The sequence below is a fragment of the Bifidobacterium sp. UTBIF-68 genome, from assembly GCF_006408855.1.
Taxonomy (GTDB): Bacteria; Actinomycetota; Actinomycetes; order Actinomycetales; family Bifidobacteriaceae; genus Bifidobacterium; species Bifidobacterium reuteri.
On the sequence record NZ_JFAN01000022.1, the window covers coordinates 72,795 to 92,417 of the forward strand.

Consider the following 19,623-nt stretch of genomic DNA (forward strand, 5'->3'; position numbering starts at 1 on the left):
ATGGGCGACCCGAGAGGATTCCTGAAGGTCCGTACACGCCGTGAACTGGCCGAACGCCCCATCGAGGAGCGTATCAAGGACTGGTTCGACGTCCACGCCGAATCCGGTTTGCAGCCGTGGACACGCGAGCAGGCCGCACGCTGCATGGACTGCGGCACCCCGTTCTGCATGACCGGCTGCCCGCTGGGCAACATCATCCCGGAGTTCAACGACTTGGTACGTCAGGCCAAGTGGGAGGACGCCTACAACCGCCTGTCCCAGACCAACAACTTCCCCGAGGTCACCGGCCGCATCTGCCCGGCCCTGTGCGAGCAGGCCTGCGTTCTCGGCATCCACCAGCCACCGACGATGATCAAGAACGACGAGTGCACGATCATCGACCAGGCTTGGGATCTGGATTACGTCAAGCCGCTGCCGCCGCAGCGCCTGACCGACCAGACCGTCGCCATCGTCGGCTCCGGCCCCGCAGGACTTGCAGCCGCCCAGCAGCTCACCCGAGCCGGCCACACCGTGGTCGTCTATGAGAAGGACGACGCCATCGGCGGTCTCATGCGATACGGCATCCCGAACTTCAAGCTCGAGAAGGGTCTGCTCGACCGTCGTGTGGAGCAGATGGAGGCCGAAGGCACTCGATTCCGCACCAACGTGGAGATCGGCAAGGACATCTCCTGGGACGACCTGCGCGACCGCTACGACGCCGTCGTGGTGGCCATCGGCTCCCGCGTGCCGCGCGACATGAAGATCCCCGGCCGCGAGCTCGACGGCATCCACTTCGCCCTCGACTTCCTGCCGGACGCCACGCGTCGTGTCTTCGGTGTCAAGCCCGTCAACGACATCACCGCCAAGGACAAGCACGTCATCGTCATCGGCGGCGGCGACACCGGTTCCGACTGCCTCGGCACCTCGATCCGCCAGGGCGCCAAGGACGTGACCGTGCTGCAGATCATGCCGAAGGAACCGGAGACCCGTCCGGCCAACCAGCCGTGGCCGACCTTCGCCCGCACCTACCAGAAGACCACGTCCATGGCCGAGGGCGGCACCTACCTGTACAGCACCGACTCCGTGAACTTCATCGGTTCCGAGGAGGAGCAGGCCAAGGTGAAAATCGAGAACTCCACCACCGCCGAAGGCTTCGTGGCGGACGAGCACGGTCATGTGACCGGCCTCAAAGTGGTCTCCGTGGCACCGGGGGAGAACGGCCCGTTCACTCGCCAGCCCGGCACTGAGCGCGTGCTGCCCGCCGATCTGGTGCTCATCTCCGTGGGCTTCCTGCACCCGGACACCACCACGCTGCTCGACCAGCTGCCTGTGGAGTTGGATAAGCGCGGCAACATCGCCCGCAATGACAAGTTCGCCACCAGCCAGGATGGCGTGTTCGTGTGCGGCGATGCCGGCCGTGGCCAGAGCCTCGTGGTCTGGGCCATTGCGGAGGGCCGCTCCTGCGCCGCCGCCGTGGACGAGTACCTCTCCAGCGAGAAGACCAGTGAGCTGCCAGCACCGATCAAGGCCAGTGACCGCCCGATGATGTTGCCTCGCTGACATTCTGCCCGTATAGCTGGTTCTTGCATAGCTACGTTAAGTAGGTATGCAAGAACCGGCTATTTTTATTTTATTATCAATACTCTTTTATTCTTGATTGCACATTTATGTTATGGTCAAAAGACTGACTAGTATATAATATATATTAATAATAAAGCAAATATTTATATATATATCTTACAATCTTTTTTGTGAATGGAATAAATGCATAAGCAGGCTGATATCATAGATATTAACAAGATTATTAGCCATATAATATTTTCGTGAATACTGGCGATGTTGGCTAGTATAGAAATTAAGTTTCCAGACTTGCTGTTGATACACGTAGAGCAGAGTGCAACAATTGTGAGTATGCATGGGAGAATATGGTAGATTTTTCCTTTGCGTACAACATGATTATTGATGCTTCTGCTCATTGGCGTCTCCCTTGACGGTAGCTATTAATAGCCACATATATTATAATGACCTTTCACCAGTATCCCGCGTCATTAATTCGTTGAATATATTGGAGGCCCCCTTGTCAGGGGAGCTGGCCCGCGAAGCGGGACTGAGGGGTAGTGATTAATCAACGAACTTACGGCGAGGCAGACTAGGTACTTCGTCGCCCGGTCGCCATAACAAACAATTAGTCGTCCTAGACATTGGCGGGCCTAGCGGCATCCCAATACGTTTCTTTATCGTGTATGTTTGTTGAAAGGGAAGTGGACTGTTATAGGCTCGTCGAACAAGCAATGAAGCAGAACAAGCTGGGGTCCGGACTACCCGTCCGTCGGGATTGTGTACGCGCGGCGCGGCCAAGCGAGTAATATAGCCAACAGTGTCATCGCTGAGACAGGAGTATTGATATGCCGAACCGTGCAGAACGTCGAGCCCAGGCCAAAGCCAATCGCAAGGGAATACCGCAGCAATATGATTCCACGCGCGGTCGTGGTCGTTCGGGAATGATCGACGAATACCAGCTGCAGCAGAAGTCCATTCGTCTGCAGGACGGTACCGACGGCAAGGAATGGAAGCCCAGCGGCGGCAAGGTGGAAGAACCTGAAACCGTGCTGAACACCAATCCGAACTATTCCGATCCGAAGATGTTCAAGGCACCGCATTCGGTACGCCAATGGTTCCGCGTCGGCAGCTGGACGCTGATTGCGCTTGCCATCATCGGTTTCTTCGTGGTCATGTGGTTGCCCAGCCATCCGTTCTGGTTGATCGCCACTGTATCCGGCGTGTTCATCGTGGGCGTGGTGAGCCTGTTCTTCACTGCGGGGAATTCCAAGGACAATCCGAACCTCGATCAGAACGGCACCGCAGTCTGAACCGTGTGCTGACGGTCGGATTCGGTCGAAGTCGTTCGGATCCGGTCGAAGTACAGCCAGACGCAGTCGGTTGGTGCTGATTCGTTGCCGGTGACGGCTGTATGTTCGCGTGTGAACGACCATGCCGCGAACATGCAGCCGATTCAGACGCCAGAACGGGCTGTATGTACGCGGTACCTTGGTTGGTACGCGAACATACAGCCCGTTCGCTGGTGTTTACGATGGTTCCGGTGCTGTTCCAGCTGATTCCCTGCCAACCGATTTACTGAATCGCCTCGCATTCGCCCCGATGGATCGCATCGGCGGCCTTATCCGTGAAATCGTCCATCAGGTACTGCCGGTGATTGTTGGCGGCCGCCTGCTGGGCGCTTTGGCTGAGCAGATTGGCATCCGCTCCCAGATACTTGACTGCGTAGCTGTTGGTCACGCCCTCGAAGCGGTTCACGCCGTTCTGTATGACGACTGGAGGCTGGATGGTGCCGCAGTACATGTGGATGGCATGGTGGGCTATCTCGTGACGTATTCCGGCGGAGGGGGCGTATATGGAATCCCAGCCGTTGACCTGCTGATTCGCGTAGATCACGTTCGGCGTCACCGGGCAATAGAAGCCAAATGTCTCATTGTCGTTGAGCGTCTTCATGTCGGGGCTGTTCTCGGCTGATTTGGTGCAGTACTGGTAGGCCGATTCAAGATCCCAGTTGATCTGCAATCCGGCGAGCTCCACGATTTTCTGGGCGCTTTCCGCGTAATTCGATCCCATATCGTTCGAGGCGGCCGCAACCTTCGGCTCCAGATCGGCCCATAGCGGCTTGAGATCCACCGAATTCTGGCCGTCCACGGTGTAGGTCTCCCCGTTGCTTCCCTGCAAGGTCACCTGTACATCAAGGGGCTCGCCTTTGAGGAAATGACCCTCCACGGTATCCGTATTGGTCCGATAGGACGCGATGACGTCGTCCATCTCGCTGGCGTTGACGCCGACGGTGTCTCCCATCTTCTTCAGATCGGTTGCGTACTTGCCCAATACCGCGATGAAATCGGTGACGTATTTGTTGCCGTCATCGGTGACGGGGATGCGGTATTTGTCCATGAACCCCTGAGTGTCGGCCAACGCTTCCTGACTGTATTGCTCGTATTTGCCGTTCACATAATCGTACGTTCCCTTATAGGAGGGACGGTCCTTCATCGTGATGTACTCGATTTCAGGCTGAGACTGGGATTGGGACTGAGAGTCGTCCTGCTGCTGCGTTTCCACCTCGCTTTGCGCCTGCTGCATCGCATCATTGACGGCCTTGTTCGCCATCGCTGCAAAACCAGCCATAATGGCGGCGAATAGCAGGATCGGCACCAGGATCACCGCAATCACAATGGCCGCGACGCCTCCGCCGCTCAGACCGCGCTTCTTCGCCTTCGGCTGCATGGAATAATACGGGATTTGCTGACCTGCACCGGGGGAGGCGTATGGCTTTGCCTGAGCCGGCGAGGCGGGTTGGGCGTATGGATTGGGCCGTTGGGCATAGGGCTGCTGCGGTGCAAAAGGAGCCTGCCCGGGTACTGCAGGTCGGGGTTGTTGTGGATTGTTGCTCCCAAGATATGCCTGATTGTCGAGCTGGCTGGGCTGAGTCGGCTGGCCCGGCTGAGGCTGAGGCTGAGGCTGAGGCTGAGGCTTATATGGTTGATTCGGCAGATATTGGCTGCCTTGCGTGGGTATATGCGCCTGAGGCGCCTGACCGTATGGGATACTGCGCGGCCGATTCGATTGTGGATTGCGGTTGGTTTGGTTGTACGGTTCCTGAGGCTGTTGTCCGGTCATCGATTCTCCCCTCCTCATTGAGCATTGCCATGCACAACTCCAGTCTAGACAGCGTTAGTGTGCAACGTCCAGTATCGCGTTGGTAAACATGCGTGGCGGCCTGCGCATTTTCAGCGTCAAGGTGCCTTAAAGTAGAACTTGCTTCCAGTGTTCTGATGACAAGAAGGAGAGGCATCCAATGAAGGTCGACATTCTTACCCGTGAGTACCCGCCGCACGTCTATGGCGGCGCAGGCGTACACGCTGAGGAGCTTTCGAAGGCGCTGGCCGAGCGCATCGATGTGACCGTACGTGCGTTCGATGGCAAGCGCACTGAGGCTGATGTTCCTGCGATCCCCAACGCCGACGCAGCCAAGGGCAGCCTTAAGGTCGTCGGATACGACGTGCCTGAACAACTGTCCGAAGCCAATCCCGCTCTGAAGACCTTCGGTGTGGATCTGCAGATCGCCAACGATGTGGACGCGGACATCATCCACGCCCACACCTGGTACGCATGCCTCGCCGGATACCTTGCCAAGATGCTGCACGGCACGCCGCTGGTCATCACCGCGCATTCGCTTGAGCCGTTCCGCCCGTGGAAACGCGAGCAGCTCGGTGGCGGCTACAACCTGAGCTCCTGGGCCGAGAAGGACGCTTACGAGCATGCCGACCGCGTGATCGCCGTCTCCGGCGGCATGCGCAAGGACATCCTCGCCGCTTACCCGAACCTCGACCCCGACAAGGTGGTCGTGGTGTACAACGGCATCACGATGTCCGAATTCGCCACTCCGGCCGAGGATGACCCGGCATGGGGCGTGTTCGACCGCTACCACATCGACCGCAGCAAGCCGACGCTCCTGTTCGTGGGCCGCATCACCCGCCAGAAGGGCCTGCCGTACCTGCTGAAGGCGCTGCACTTCGTCAACAAGGATGTACAGGTGGTGCTGTGCGCCGGTGCGCCCGACACCCCGGAGATCATGGAGGAGGTCAAGAACTCCTTCGCCCAGCTCGACAAGGAGCGCGGCAACATCATCTGGATCGAGGAGATGCTGCCGAAGAAGGAGCTGAGCGCCCTGGAGCACGGCTGCGACGCCTTCATCTGCCCGTCCATCTATGAGCCGCTCGGCATCGTGAACCTCGAGGCCATGGCCTGCGGCCTGCCTGTGGTCGCCTCCGCCACCGGCGGCATCCCCGAGGTCGTCGTGGACGGCGAGACCGGCTTCCTGGTGCCGATCGACCAGCTGCACGACGGCACCGGCACCCCCACCGACCCGGACAAGTTCGTGCACGACATGGCCGACGCTATCAACAGAATCATGGCCGACCCCGAACTGCGCGAGAAGATGGGCAAGGCCGGCTACGAGCGCGCCCGTGACGTGTTCAGCTGGGAGTCCGTCGCCGACGAGACCGTCAAGGTCTACCAGTCCGTGCTCGACGAACGCAAGTAGTTTCCCGCACCCCGCGCCAGCCTCCCTCTGATGAGGGAGGTGTCACGCGAAGCGTGACGGAGGGAGAGACCAACAAGACGAATCCTCTCATGGTCTCTCCCTTTCGCATGCGAACCAGGCCATGCGCAGCCAGTCATGCGCTACTATAATCGCCCATCATCAATAGCCACCATCGAACAGCAAAGGCATCACCGTGAGCTCAGCCGAAGTCCTCAGACTGGAGAATGTCGAATTCCGTCGCAACCGCCGTGTCATCATCACCGACGTGAACCTCACCATCCATGCGGGGGAGCGATGGGTGCTGTTCGGCCCGAATGGCATCGGCAAATCCACGGCGGTCGGCATGCTCGCCACCCGCACGTTCCCATCCGAAGGCCGCGTGTTCATCCTTGGCCACCAGCTCGGCAAATACGACGTGTTCAAGTTGCGCACGCGCATCGGCCTCGCATCCGCCGACTTGGGGCGTCAGTTCCCTGATTTCGAGGATCCATTGGACGCCGTGGTTACCGGGCTCACCGCAGTGACCGGACGCTGGCAGGACACATACACGGATTCGGAATACGAACGTGCGCGTCAACTGCTGCGTGATTTCCGCGTGAGCTATCTCGAAGGCAAGCAGATGTGGCGCCTTTCGGAAGGCGAGCGCACCCGCGTGCTTATCGCCCGAGCGCTGATGGGCGACCCGGAACTGCTCATCATGGACGAACCGACCACCGGACTCGATCTGGGTGGCCGTGAGCAGGTGATGCGCACCCTGAGCCGCATCGGCGAGGAGAGTTCCGACCGCGCGGTGGTGCTCGTGACCCATCGGCTCGAGGAGATTCCGGCCGGATTCGACCACATCGCCATCATGGGGCGCAAACCGGTCTCCGCCGAGGACGCCACCGCCGATGGCATCGACGCGATGGGCAACCCCGGTGCCGGCACCATCGTCTACTCCGGCGTGCTCGAGGATGGCCTGACCGACGAGCGCCTTTCGGACCTGTTCGGCATGCCGATCGAGGTCGAGCACAGCCACGGCCGCTGGTCCGCGTATGCAGTGTGAAGGAAGTAACTGATGAAGACAGGCAAACTGGTTTTTCTCGATATCGACGGCACATTGGCGGATGAGAACCATGTGGTGCCCGACTCGGCGCGTGAGGCGTGTGCCGAAGCCCAGCGAAACGGGCATAAGCTGTTCATCTGCACCGGGCGGTCCATGCCGAAAATCGAACGCAGCATCCTCGACCTCGGTTTCGACGGCGTGGTCTCCGTGGCCGGCGCGCAGGCGAACGTGGGGGACCGGCTGCTGTTCCAGCATCTCGTGCCGGCAGCCGCTGTGGACGCCGCCATGGAATACTTCAGACTGCATCACATCGAAAGCTACCAGTGGCAGGGCGCGGACGGCATGTACATCTCCGAAGGCTATCGCCGTCACTTGGAGTCGAAAGGCAAGGCGTTCAACCGGGGCGAGTTCGCCCGGTTCTGGCATCTCATCGACGAAGTGGAGGTGCCGTTCGGCTCGACGCTGGGCGAGACCATCAAAGTCAGCAAAGGCTCCTACTTCACCGGCCCGAATCCGGACGTGACGTTTGAACAGACCAAGCGTGACCTGTCCCCATGGTTCGAGACCGTGCACGGCTCGTACGACAAGATCTCGCCCAACAACGGCGAGTTGCTGATCAACGGCATCGACAAAGGTACCGCTCTGCGCGACGTGGCGGAGGCGCTCGGCTACGCGATCGCAGACACGATTGCCGTTGGCGACTCGGACAACGACACGGCCATGCTCAAGGCCGCCGGCACGTCCGTGGCCATGGGCAACGCCATCCACGGCATCGAGAAATTCTGCACCATCCAGACCACCGACATCCACGACAACGGCATCGCCAACGCGTTTCGGGTGCTTGGATTGGTTTGAGAACGATTGTCGGGAGTGGAGTCGTCGTGAGACTGGCGGGACGCGAGTATGGGCATGATTTACGCATCGTACGATGACCGGTTGAAGGTGGCAGTCGCACAGTTTACTGTTGCGCGGGAGCCGGAACGCAATCTGAAATTGATCGATGCGTTCGCGCGGGATGCGGCGCAGGACGCCGCGAAACTGCTGGTGCTGCCCGAGGGCCTTATCGCGCGTGACGGTGATGATGATGCGTTCGCCGCCGCCCATGCGCAGTCCATCGCCGGCCCGTTCGTCACGGGGTTGCGGCGGATCAGCGCCAATCGCCACATCACGTTGATGGGGACGGTCCACGTCGTGCCGGATGCGCGAAATATGCGAGGAGATGAGGATCGCCCCGACGATCATCGGGATAGTCAGCCGGACAATCGCGTTTCCAACGCCTTTCTGGTGGTTCGCGAAGGCGACATTATCGCGGACTACCGGAAACTCCACTTGTATGATGCGTTTGCCGCGAAGGAATCCGACGTGGTTAGTCCCGGTACACAATTGCCTCCCATCGTGGATATTGATGGGTGGAAGATCGGTGTGATGACCTGCTACGATGTGCGGTTCCCGGAGGTTGCTCGATCATTGGCAGTGCGTGGTGCCGATGCGATAGTGGTGAGCGCGGCGTGGGTACGGGGCGATTCCAAAGAACGGCACTGGCGACTGCTGACGGCGGCCCGAGCCGTGGAAAACACCTGTTATGTGCTGGCGTGCAGTGAGGTCAGCAAGCGCAACATCGGATGCAGTCGCATCATCGATCCCATGGGCGAGACCATGGCTGAAGCGGACGATACACAATCTGGCCTGATCAACGCTGTTTTGGACCGGAATCGACTTGAACGAGTACGCGAGATATTGCCGGTACTGAAGAATCGGCGGTTCGCCGACCCGAAGCTGAGATGAGGATGCTCATGAATGACAATAGAAGACACGCTATGGATGAGCGGTGGCTGAAGGCTCTGCGGGCCAAGAACATTTCGGTCAAAGGCGTGCATAGCGGGGAGAGCCATATTTTGGGCGAGCAGACAACAGTGGGCAAAGCAACTGTGCGTGGCGCTTCGCAACCATCAAAGCGCCACGCACAGCCATTCAAGGCCACGGGGCACAAGGGCGGCATCAGCCGACAGGGGGCTTGACGGCTCCGGCATGGAACATAGCATGTTTCTTAGGTACTGGTACTTCCGACGATGTGACCCATATTCGTCGGACGCCGGCCGGTCAGTGACGGGGCAGTCAGTGACGGGACAGTATCTTGCGCCAGAAGTTCGTTGATTAATTCACTACCCCTCAGTCCCGCTTCGCGGGCCAGCTCCCCTGACAAGGGGAGCCAGAATTATAAACAGCGAATTAATGACGCGGGATACTGGCGTCTGATTCCATTGCGAGCCGACCACACCGAACCGCTGCCTTAGTCCTCCTCGTGCCAGTGAGGGTCCTGGCCGAAGGTGTAGCCCTCCGGGTTATCCATGGCGGCGATGTCCCGCATATCTTGCTCATCGAGCGCGAAACCGGTCAGGTCGAGGTTGGCGCGCTGGCGCTCGCGGTGCATGGACTTCGGAATCGCCACGTCGCCCAGTTGCAGATGCCAGCGCAGGATGGCGGCCACGGGGGAGACGCCGTGCTTCTCGGCGATGCGCACGATGGTCGGGTCCTTGAGCATCTGGTTGGCGCGTCCGAGCGGGCTCCACGCCTCGGTGATGATGCCGTGCGCGTCATCATAGGCACGTTGCTCGTTCTGCTGGAAGAACGGATGCAGCTCCACTTGGTTCACGGCCGGCGTCACTCCGGTGGCGCGGATGAGCAGGTCGATGTGGCCGGGCAGGAAGTTGCTCACGCCGATATGCTTCACGATGCCCTGCTGTTGCGCGTCGACCAGCGCCTGCCACGCCTCCACGAACTGACCTTGCGAGGGGTTCGGCCAATGAATCAGATACAGGTCGATGTAGTCGAGACCCATGCGGGCCACCGACTCTTCGATGGTGGCGCGTGCCTGATCGTATTGGTGATGGCGGCCCGGCAGTTTCGAGGCCACGATGATGTCCTCGCGAGGCACCTCCGACTCGCGGATCGCCTTGCCGACCACGCCTTCGTTCTCGTAGTTGAATGCGGAATCAATGAGCCTGTAGCCCACTTCCAGCGCCGACTTGATGGCCTCGACGCCCGCGAAGCCGTTCACCTTGTATGTGCCGAATCCTATGGACGGCAGCTCCAGCCCGTCATGCGCCTTGCGCGTGGGGATTGCCGGCGGTTCCATCAGCGTCATCATCGCTCCTTTGCTGTTCTGCCCTATGCCATGAGGCCATTGGGCTCTTATTTCTTTCCATGCTTACTGTACCCTCTCGCTATAGGGTTTCGTCTCTCCGAAAGAGGTGACGGGCGTGTGAGTAAAACCACCGAGCCAGAGTTGAGTGCCGGCCGTGATCGAAGTGCTGAAAATGGATTATCTTGGGGGCTATCTCGCTTGAATGAGGTACTTACGGCAAAACCGGAAATGTACCTCACTCAAGCGAGATAGGCGTTCAGAGAACATCAATACGGTCAGAGGACGTTCAAAAACCCGCGGATGTCGCTGATTTCCTCATCGCAGATGGCATGCCCCATGCCGGGATATGTCCGAGAGGTCAGATGACCGGCATTCTCCAGCACGGCACGCGCATTGCGCTGATCGTCCGAGGGAATCGTATGATCGTTGGCCCCGTATGCAAGGAAGAATCGCGTTGACGATTCAAGTGTCGACCCCTCTTCGCCTTTGAACGACGGGCTGAGCAGAATGGCCGTGTTGAACAGTCGCGGATACGCCTTGACCAGTCGGTATGAGAGGTACCCGCCCTGCGAGAATCCCACAAGAATGATGCGCCGGTGCTGGAACAGGGGAGCGCTGAGCAGTTGCGTCACTGCCTCGCCTACGGCCGCGCATTCGCGCTGACGCTCCTCGACGCCGCAACCATCCGGATACCAGTAATTCCCGCCCATATAGGGTCTGGAGTAGGTGCCGCGGAACGAGAGATAACTCGGCTCGGTGCCAAGCGGCATAGAGACCGATTCTGGTGCCACTCCAGCTGTGAGCGGCTGCGACGCAATGGATGCGATTCCATGCGCTTCCGCACAGGAACGCGCGCCTTGCGCACCGTGTGCATCCTGTGCATCTTGTGCATCATGCGCATACACCGCATCGAGGATGCGGACCATTTCACTTTCGTCGTTCCCGTATCCGTGGAACATCACGAACAGCCGGTTGTCCTCCGCCGGGGAAGCCGCGAGATTGCTAGTGAACCGAAGACGCATTGTCTCACCTCATGTCATGGACGTATTACGGCCGCAGGGGTAAAGCTGGCGAGTCGGATGTGCCGGTTCACCAGCTTTGTGCGCCACAATTGCATTTTCAGTCTAGTCTTCCACGTCAGAAGTTCGTTGATTAACTGTCTCTCAGTCCCGCTTCGCGGGCCAGCTCGTTCTGACAAGGGGAGTCAGGATGCAATCAATGACTGTATGCCGCCGTGTACTGACGTCGATAGGCGGAATTGGTCGATGCTGAGATTCTGCGTGGTGCAAGCTCATGATTGGGCCGCGTGTATATCGCGTGTATATCGCTGCCCGGGGGTAGTCTGAAATATTCTTGCAACCGTAGTCCATAGTCCTCAAGGACCACAAGGAGATGCGATGGCGGGTTCATATGGTTCCGAAACTCTGCACAATGGACGCTACCGTCTGTCGTTCACGGTCGGCGGGCTTCTGGCCCCGCAGGGCCGGATCATCGCCTCGTTGTTTGTGAAGAACGGCTGTCCAGCGGAAGACGCGGTGTCAGGGGCGGATTCGTCACCCTTGGCCGGCGAAGTTGTCGGTGAAGGTGAACTGGGGGAGCGTATACTGCGGGTCCGCCGACAGGCCATCGATGACAATGTGCTGTCCATCCGAACGCAGTCGGCGAACGCCCGCGTAGTCAGTGAGGTGCTCAAACGTCTCAGTACGCTCACCGAGGAGGAAACACGTTTCCTGGCGGATGTCGATACCTCGGCCAATGACTGCCAGGCGCTGATGTGGGTGGCGATGTGCCGCTACTATGCGCTTATCGGGGAGTTCGCCACCGAAGTGGTCCGCGATCATTACCTTATGGGCCTGCCGACAGTGACCCGTGAGGACTACGACCGGTTCATCCAAGGCAAGGCCATGTGGCATGAGGAGCTTGAGGAGCTCAGCCCGGCCACGTCGAACAAGTTGCGCTCGAACGTGTTCAAGGCGATGTCGGAGGCTGGTTTGGTGGAAAGACGAAGTGACACGCTGCTGCCCTCACTGCTTGGAGGGTCGGTGGCCGGTATCCTTGAGGACAGGCCGGAATCGTTCCGGTTCTTCCCCATGAGCGAGGGCTGAGGGCAAGTAGGGTTGAAACCGTCAGGTGAATCGGGCGGATATGGCCGCGAGGGGCGCAACTGCCACGAGGGCCGTGCGCGCCGGGACAGTCGTAAAGGTCGTGAGAGGAGGCAGAGGCGTGATGGATTTCAATGATGTGCATGGTACGCGGAATGTGCATGATGTGCACAGCGCGTCTGGCTTGCACAGCACATCTGGCTCGCACAGTGCGGTAGGTTCGGTCCGGCAATCCCGCAGCATCGAACAGGATTTCGACAGACTGTTCCGGTACATGAGCTCCAAGCGGTTCCGCAACGGCGAGGACACCGGCGGTGAGCCGGCGAATTTCATCTACGCCTATCCGCCGGAAAGGGAGCTGGAGGTGAGGCGCCGCATTCCGATGCTGGTCAATCGCCTGCAGGGCATGGACCCCGTGGACGCCGATGATGTCGCGCCCGCCGTGCTGGTCATCGACCTGTACGAGATGGCCATAGGAATCATGAAGGACAATGACGTTTTCGACTCGGCCATCGAACAGGAGCCCGAGATGCACGGCGACGGTGACGGCCACGACACTGATGGCATCGATGCCGACATTAATGGTGCCGATGGAACAATCGACAAGTTGCCGCCGCTGCAGGAGGACGACTTCTATCAGGCGCTCGCAGGTATGCTCGGCCCTGACAACGACGACTTGAAAGAGGCATTGAGGAAGTGCTACCAGCAGGCCGCGGCGAGCAGCGAGGCCGATATGGTGTTCCTCACCGGCATGGGACAGGTATATCCGTACATCCGCACCCATGCGTTGCTCAACTGCATCCAGGACGTTGTTCCCTCCAATACCCCCGTGGTGGTGTTCTTCCCGGGAACCTACGAGAAGACGGCCACGACCGTGTCGGTCATGCGCCTGTTCGATCGGCTTGACGCAGACAATTACTATCGGGCATTCAGCCTCAACACCGCGATTATGGAAGGAGCCGGCGCATGAGCGAGGACATGAGCGAGAGCATGGACGTCATCATGGGTGATGGTGGAGTCGACGGAAGCGACGGCACTGCACACGCATGCGCGGGTGCAGTGCAGCTCAGGGACATCTTCGTCAAGAACATCGACGACAAGATCGACGGTGTGATTAAGGCCAGCGACGACAGCAACCTTGCCGACGAGGTGCGCGAATACGTGCTGACCAACGAGATCCAGACCAATCTCGAACTATTCCTCGACACGTACAACGACCCGTCCGCCGACTATACGAACGGTGTCTGGATCTCGGGCTTCTTCGGCTCCGGTAAATCCCACCTCTTGAAGATTCTCTCCCACATTCTGGGCGACATCCCGGCCGGCGCGCGCGCTGGGGTCACCGAGCCGCTGGACCGCACGCAGGTCATCGACATCATGAAGTCCAAGGCGCGGGATGCCGAGAACCACGAGCTCGAAGGCCTGTTGGACGCCAATCTGCGCATCCCCGCCACGTCCCTGCTGTTCAACATCGACAGCAAGGCGCAGAAGGGCAGCAAGACCGTGCTCATGGACGCCTTCATCCGTGTGTTCGACGAGGCGCGCGGCTACTACGGCGCCAACAAGTACGTGGCGAAGATGGAGCGCGACCTCGACGCCAACGGCTGCCTTGACGAGTTCATACGCCAGTTCGAACTGATCGCCGGCAAGCCATGGTCCAAGGGACGCGCTCAGGCAGCGTTCTCCGGCCCCAAGATCGACAGGGCGTTTTCCGCCGCGACCGGCGACGAGGTGCGCGACATCCTCAAGGACTATCAGAAACAGTACAACCCGACCATCGCCGATTTCGCCGATGATGTGAACGCCTGGCTGCAGCTTCAGCCCGCCAAACAGCGTCTGATCTTCCTCGTGGACGAGGTCGGCCAGTTCATCGGCGACGACGCCAATCTCATGCTCAACCTGCAGACCGTGACCGAAGAGCTGTTCTCCCGCACCAACGGTCGCGTGTGGGTGATCGTCACCTCCCAGGAGGACATCGACGCCGTCATAGGCGACCGCACGGTAAGGCAGGGGCTTGATTTCACGAAGATCAAAGGCCGGTTCGCAGTAAACCTGAAACTCTCCAGCGCCGATGCCATCGAGGTCATCCAGAAACGACTGCTCACCAAGAACGAACGGGGTGAGGCGTCGGTCGACGAACTGTGGCGCATGCATCGTGACGAGCTCGACGCCCTGTTCACCTTCCAAGGCGAAGGCGGCGCGCGCCAGTTCAAGAATCTCCGGTTCGGCACTCAGGAGGATTTCGCCGCCACCTATCCGTTCGTCAACTATGAGTTCGCCCTGTTCCAGGATGCGATGCGCGGCATGAGCGACGCCGGTTTCTTCGAGGGCCAGCATCGATCGGTTGGCGAACGTTCACTGTTGTCCACCATAAGCATCGCGCTGGTGGAGCACAAGAACGACGCTCTTGGCGCTCTGGTGCCGTTCAGCGCCCTGTATGACGGCATCGCCGGTACCATCCAGAGTTCGGTGAACCATCGCATCAACGAGGCCGAACGCGAACTCGACCCGCAGATCCGCGAGCTGGCGCTGCCTTTGCTCAAGGCGCTGCTGCTGGTCAAGCACGTCAAGGGGTTCAAGGCCAACGTGCGCAATCTGCGCATTCTCGTGCTCGCCGGGTTCGGCGAGAATCTGCCCGAGCTGGAACACCGTATCCAGGAGACGCTTGATGTTCTGGAACGACAGAACTATGTGCACCGTACAGGTGACGAGTACGAGTATCTGACCAACGACGAGCAGGCCGTCGAAAGCGAGATCAAGAACCTCGACATCGAGGATGGGCGCATTCGCGATCGGCTCGGCAGGATTCTCGGCGAGATCCTTGGCCAGCCATTGCGTGTGGAGTACGGCCAAGGCAGGCAGAAAGCTTATTTCCGCTATGGTCTGATGATTGACGGCATTGCGCAGGGGCACTCCTATCCGATTACACTGCATGTTGTCACCCCGCTGGACGACGCGTCCTTGGACGCCAAGATACTGCGTTCGTCCGGCGAGCGCGAGCAGGTGCGGGTGATTCTCGGCGACGATGGCAAGACTCTGCTGCGCGATCTGGCCATGGTCGAACGCACCGAGAAGTATCTGCGTCTCCATTCCAATGAGCAGGGGCCGCGCAAGCGCATCATCGACGACAAACGCGGCGACCTCGACATCATGCAGCGCGAGTTGCGCGCGGCGGTCGCCAAATCGGTGTGTTCCGCGGTCATCGCCTATAACGGCTCGCAGCTGGCAACGAAGGCCAGTCAGGATGCGGTCGTCATCATCACGGAGGCGATACAGACGCTGATCGGCCGCCTGTACACCAACTTCAGCATGGTGGAAGGGCTCACGTACACCGAGAAAGACCTGCCCGTGGTTCTCGCTGACGCATCTGATCCCACGCCTTCGCTGGACGGCACCAATGCGACGAGGACGCTTCTGGACCTGCCGGCGCAGGATATCTACGACTATGTGGCCGGCCAGATCAGGCGCAGTCTCATACCGACAGTGCGTGACGTGATCCAGCATTACGAGGATGTACCGTACGGTTGGCCGCTGCCTGATACGCTGGCATGCCTGTGCTACCTGTACGGCACCGAGCGCATCCGGCTCATGATCGACAGCAATCGGGTATCGCACACCGATGTGGTCAAGTATCTGACCAACCAGAAGAAGACCGAAAACGTGCGCGTGGTGATTCCGAAGCGCTACGACGCCTCCAAGCTCCGTGAGCTGCGCGATTTCGCCAACGAGTATCTGGGGCTGACCGCCGACAAGCTGCCCGGCGACTCCGAGGACATGGCCCGGGCCATCAGGGATGGGCTCGCGACCCAGGCGCAAAGCCTCGAGAATCTCAAGGCCGCCAACGGGCGGTTCGTGTTCGTCGGCCAGCTTGACAAGCCGTTGGAGCGGATGAAGGCCGTGGCTGCGATGGGCGAGGAGTGGATTCTGGGATTCTTCCCGAGCGGGGATGAAGGCAACAACACCGATCAGCTGCTCGACGACAAGGAGGAGGTGATCGATCCGATTCGCAAGGTGCTCAACGGCGCGCAGCGCGACGTGCTCGCCGACGGGCTGGAGTGGATCAAGACCAACGACTCCAACTTCTCGCTTGCCGCCCCCGACCTGCAGCGGGAACGCGACGGGGTACGCGCCATCGCGGACGATCCGCTCCTGTTCCGCGGCAACAAGGTCAATCTGTTCAAGACCCGTCTGGCCGAGTTGCAGCGGCATCTTGGCGAACTGGTGGGCGAGGAGCGCGAACGTGCCCGTGGCGTAGTCTCCGACGTGCGTGAATCCATCACAGGCATCGACTCCTACCGCAACGCCAGTGAGGATGCCCAGCGGAGCGCCCTGCGCTCGCTTCAGGATGCGGAGGCCAGAATCAGCGGAGCGAAGTACATCGCCGACATCCGCCAGACCGCCGACACCGTGCGCGGCAGCCTGTATCTGACGCTGGTCAACCAGCTGGATGCCGCGAAGGCCCGACCCGAGCAGCCGGTTCGGCCGGAAGAGACCGAACCGAGCGTGACGATTACGTCGACGCCGGGCGGCTCTCATGGGACGGAGTCGGACGATACGGATGATGCGCCTGCCACGCCGGCCCCCAAACACATGCCGAAGCCCGTTCCGGCAGCCGCTGAGCCTGCCGCTCGCACGATTCGCGTCAGGCCGCCCCATCCCAAGCCGATGCTGCGCACGGAGGACGACGTGGACGAATTCCTCGACGCCTACCGCCGTGAGCTCATCGCCGCCATCCAAGAAGGAAAACGCATTTTACTTTGAGCCGGTTTTCGCGCGGATTTAAAATACATTTTAAATCTGCTGATATACTGGCAATATTGCAAATCTGTTTTATTCTTCTGAAAGGGCGCGCCGATGATCGACAGGCCGCAGTATCTGCGCAAACTTGACGCGTGGAAAGACCGTGACGTGGTCAAGGTGATCACCGGCGTACGTCGATGTGGCAAATCCACGCTGATGACGCTCTGGAAGCAGCGGCTGATCGCACGGTATGGCATTGCCCCCGAAGCCGTCATCCACATCAACCTTGAGCTACTGGAGAACGAGCAATTCCTCGAATATCACAAGCTTCACGAGGAAATTCTTCGCCGATGCGCGCTCGCGGACACGGCAACAGATGGTCGCCGCTATGTGCTGATCGATGAGATCCAGAACGTGCCAGACTTTCAGAAGGCTCTCGATAGTTTGCAGGCCAGGGGCGATCTTGACCTGTATATCACCGGCTCGAATGCCATGTTGCTTTCTGGCACGCTGGCGACCCTGATATCCGGTCGGTATGTGGAGATCTCCATGACGCCGCTCTCCTTCGCGGAGTATTGGAGCGCTCGTTCCAATGAGGGATTGACCTTGCAGCGTGCATGGTCGGAGTATCTGCACGACGGCGCGCTTCCTGCAACGGTGGGATTTCCCGGCGATGAGACCATGTTGCACGATTACCTTGACGGCATTCTCAGCACGGTTCTGTTCAAGGATGTGGCGGCGCGTCTTGGCATATCCAACATCGCCGCGCTGGAGACGGTGACCCGATACCTGTTCGACAACATCGGTAACCTCGTCAACCCCAAGTCCATCGCGGATGCCATGACCTCAATGGGTACGAAGATATCGCCGCCCACAGTATCCAATTATGTGGAAGGTCTTGCGGCTGCGTTCATCTTCTACCCGGTGCAGCGATTCGACATCAAAGGCAAGCGTGCGCTACGTCAGGAGCGCAAGTATTACGCCGTGGACCTCGGCATCCGCCGCATCCTATGCTCCAACAACGTACGCGACACGGGGCGTCTCTTGGAGAACGTGGTGTTTTTGGAGCTTATGCGCCGAGAAGGCGACGTATACGTCGGACAAGGCTCGGGCGGTGAGATCGACTTCATCACCAATGGTGCCAGCGGACGCCGATATTACCAAGTGAGTGAATCTGTTCGCGATCCGAATACGTTGGAACGTGAATTGTCGTCATTGCGTGCGGTCAGGGACAATTATCCGAAGATCTTGATCACGCTTGATGACGAACGCCCGACCTCGCACGAGGGCATCGAACAAGTGTATGCATTGGATTGGCTTCTCAACGAGGAGAATATATGACCGATACAATGACGAGCGATAATTACGACGAGACCGCAGATATCGTATTCGGTGGTGACATTTCGCTGGACATCGGCGCGGCGAACTATGACGCCGCCATGCGCGAGAAGGATCCCGGTGAGAGGGCCCGTTTGTTCCAACAGGCGGCACGATGGTATGAGCGTAGCGCGAACATAGGCAATGCGCAGGCGGCCACGAACCTCGGTTACGTGTATTTGTACGGCCGTATCGGCTCAGTGGATGACGCGCAGGCTTTCCACTGGTTTACTCTCGGTGCTGAGATGGATAATCCGGAAAGCTGCTACAAGCTCGGCGATCTGTATCGGTCCGGACGCGGATGCGCACGCGACCCCAAAAAGGCCGTCGAACTGTATTGCAGGGCGGGGTATTTCGCGGGCAACGAATGCGATCCCGATAATCCACAGGGCGCCGCCGTGCTGGCCAGCATTGAGCTGCGTCTTGCCGAATGCTGCGAGCGGGGCGAAGGAGATCACGAGAACAGGAAACTCGCCCACTGGTATTACCGTCATGCGGTCGCCCATTTCGAAGTCGCGCTGTCGGGCGGGCTTAATTGGTATGGCAAGGCGCTGCAAAGTGCCCGGGCGGGATACGCTCGTACGAATGATTGATTGATTGATGTGGGGCCGAAAAGATCCCCACATCAAAAATCCTCAAGCGAGGGGACGGACAATGCCGATGGCCATGCTATAGCTGTCCTCACCGCTTGGAATTGCTCGTCGTGGGTCCTCATCGCTGCACTTGCTCAAGTTCCGCAGGTGAGGGACGCCATACGATGAGCCGGTAGACCTCAGATCGGTCTTTCAGCATGGACTTGATTGCATCGTCAAGCGTTTCGCCGAGATGAAACTTTTTGCTCTCCTCTGGATGGGCGTAAGAAAGGTTATAAATACAAATATGTTGGCCGTGATTACATCGTTCTAGCTGACATGATTGCTGGGTACTTGCGCATAATTGACCGCCATTCAAGTGAGTTTGTCAAACTTGATGGAACTCCTGGAACAGATCCGGAAACTCATTTCAAGATTCTCAAGCGAAAGGACATGTAGTTATGATGTTCGCTTTGTTCCATAACTTCAACGATGTTGAATTTTGGCATAGAATACCGCAGCGGATGGGAAGACCGGCTTCGCAGGTCGAGATTTTT

General features: G+C 59.1%; 14 protein-coding genes. 11 read left to right on the forward strand and 3 right to left on the reverse strand.

The genetic code is table 11. The features are described from left to right. Complete coding sequence (locus tag BW14_RS07145; RefSeq protein WP_140489863.1) at positions 1-1,539, forward strand: glutamate synthase subunit beta; 1,539 nt, start codon at positions 1-3, stop codon at positions 1,537-1,539. 845 nt (positions 1,540-2,384) lie between these two features. Then, entirely contained in the window at positions 2,385-2,849 is a 465-nt protein-coding gene (locus tag BW14_RS07150) for a membrane protein (RefSeq protein WP_044088308.1), read from the forward strand. Positions 2,850-3,111: 262 nt separating this feature from the next. On the opposite strand, the gene BW14_RS07155 is transcribed toward BW14_RS07150, so the two are convergent. Further along, the gene (locus tag BW14_RS07155; RefSeq protein ID WP_181162329.1) at positions 3,112-4,266 is read right to left on the reverse strand and encodes a hypothetical protein; all 1,155 of its coding nucleotides are present in this window, start codon (positions 4,264-4,266) and stop codon (positions 3,112-3,114) included. A gap of 571 nt (positions 4,267-4,837) precedes the next feature. Between BW14_RS07155 and glgA the strand changes: the two genes are divergently transcribed. The 4 genes from glgA to BW14_RS07175 all read left to right on the forward strand — a co-directional run bounded on the left by glgA (position 4,838) and on the right by BW14_RS07175 (position 8,915). Then, positions 4,838-6,085, forward strand: coding sequence for a glycogen synthase (glgA, locus tag BW14_RS07160; protein ID WP_044088304.1), 1,248 nt, complete (start codon positions 4,838-4,840; stop codon positions 6,083-6,085). A gap of 193 nt (positions 6,086-6,278) precedes the next feature. Beyond that, a complete protein-coding gene (locus BW14_RS07165) occupies positions 6,279-7,130 on the forward strand; it encodes an ABC transporter ATP-binding protein (protein ID WP_044088303.1) in 852 nt (283 codons plus the stop codon). 12 nt (positions 7,131-7,142) lie between these two features. Next, positions 7,143-7,985, forward strand: coding sequence for a Cof-type HAD-IIB family hydrolase (locus BW14_RS07170; protein WP_044088302.1), 843 nt, complete (start codon positions 7,143-7,145; stop codon positions 7,983-7,985). A gap of 48 nt (positions 7,986-8,033) precedes the next feature. Beyond that, positions 8,034-8,915, forward strand: coding sequence for a nitrilase-related carbon-nitrogen hydrolase (locus BW14_RS07175; RefSeq protein WP_223847958.1), 882 nt, complete (start codon positions 8,034-8,036; stop codon positions 8,913-8,915). Positions 8,916-9,420: 505 nt separating this feature from the next. Here the strand turns inward: BW14_RS07175 and BW14_RS07185 are convergent. Next, positions 9,421-10,269, reverse strand: a complete 849-nt coding sequence (locus BW14_RS07185; RefSeq protein ID WP_140463130.1) for an aldo/keto reductase — start codon at positions 10,267-10,269, stop codon at positions 9,421-9,423. A 281-nt stretch (positions 10,270-10,550) separates the two neighbouring features. Next, on the reverse strand, positions 10,551-11,297 hold the full coding sequence (locus BW14_RS07190; protein ID WP_044088301.1) for an alpha/beta hydrolase: 747 nt from the start codon (positions 11,295-11,297) through the stop codon (positions 10,551-10,553). A gap of 375 nt (positions 11,298-11,672) precedes the next feature. Between BW14_RS07190 and BW14_RS07195 the strand changes: the two genes are divergently transcribed. The 5 genes from BW14_RS07195 (at position 11,673) to BW14_RS07215 (ending at position 19,087) form a co-directional block, all read left to right on the forward strand. Beyond that, positions 11,673-12,380: a DUF1819 family protein gene (locus BW14_RS07195; protein ID WP_044088300.1), complete on the forward strand. Its 708-nt coding sequence runs from the start codon at positions 11,673-11,675 to the stop codon at positions 12,378-12,380. A 121-nt stretch (positions 12,381-12,501) separates the two neighbouring features. Continuing rightward, complete coding sequence (locus BW14_RS07200) at positions 12,502-13,347, forward strand: DUF1788 domain-containing protein (protein ID WP_044088298.1); 846 nt, start codon at positions 12,502-12,504, stop codon at positions 13,345-13,347. Further along, positions 13,344-17,138, forward strand: a complete 3,795-nt coding sequence (gene brxC, locus BW14_RS07205) for a BREX system P-loop protein BrxC (RefSeq protein WP_140489867.1) — start codon at positions 13,344-13,346, stop codon at positions 17,136-17,138. Before BW14_RS07200 ends, brxC begins: the two co-directional genes overlap by 4 nt. Before the next feature lie 93 nt (positions 17,139-17,231). After that, positions 17,232-18,458, forward strand: coding sequence for an ATP-binding protein (locus BW14_RS07210; protein WP_044088296.1), 1,227 nt, complete (start codon positions 17,232-17,234; stop codon positions 18,456-18,458). After that, positions 18,455-19,087 carry a tetratricopeptide repeat protein gene (locus BW14_RS07215; protein ID WP_052382005.1) on the forward strand — a complete coding sequence of 211 codons (633 nt, stop codon included), beginning with the start codon at positions 18,455-18,457 and terminating at the stop codon, positions 19,085-19,087. The genes BW14_RS07210 and BW14_RS07215 overlap by 4 nt, the downstream gene beginning before the upstream one ends. The last annotated feature ends 536 nt before the right edge of the window (positions 19,088-19,623 follow it).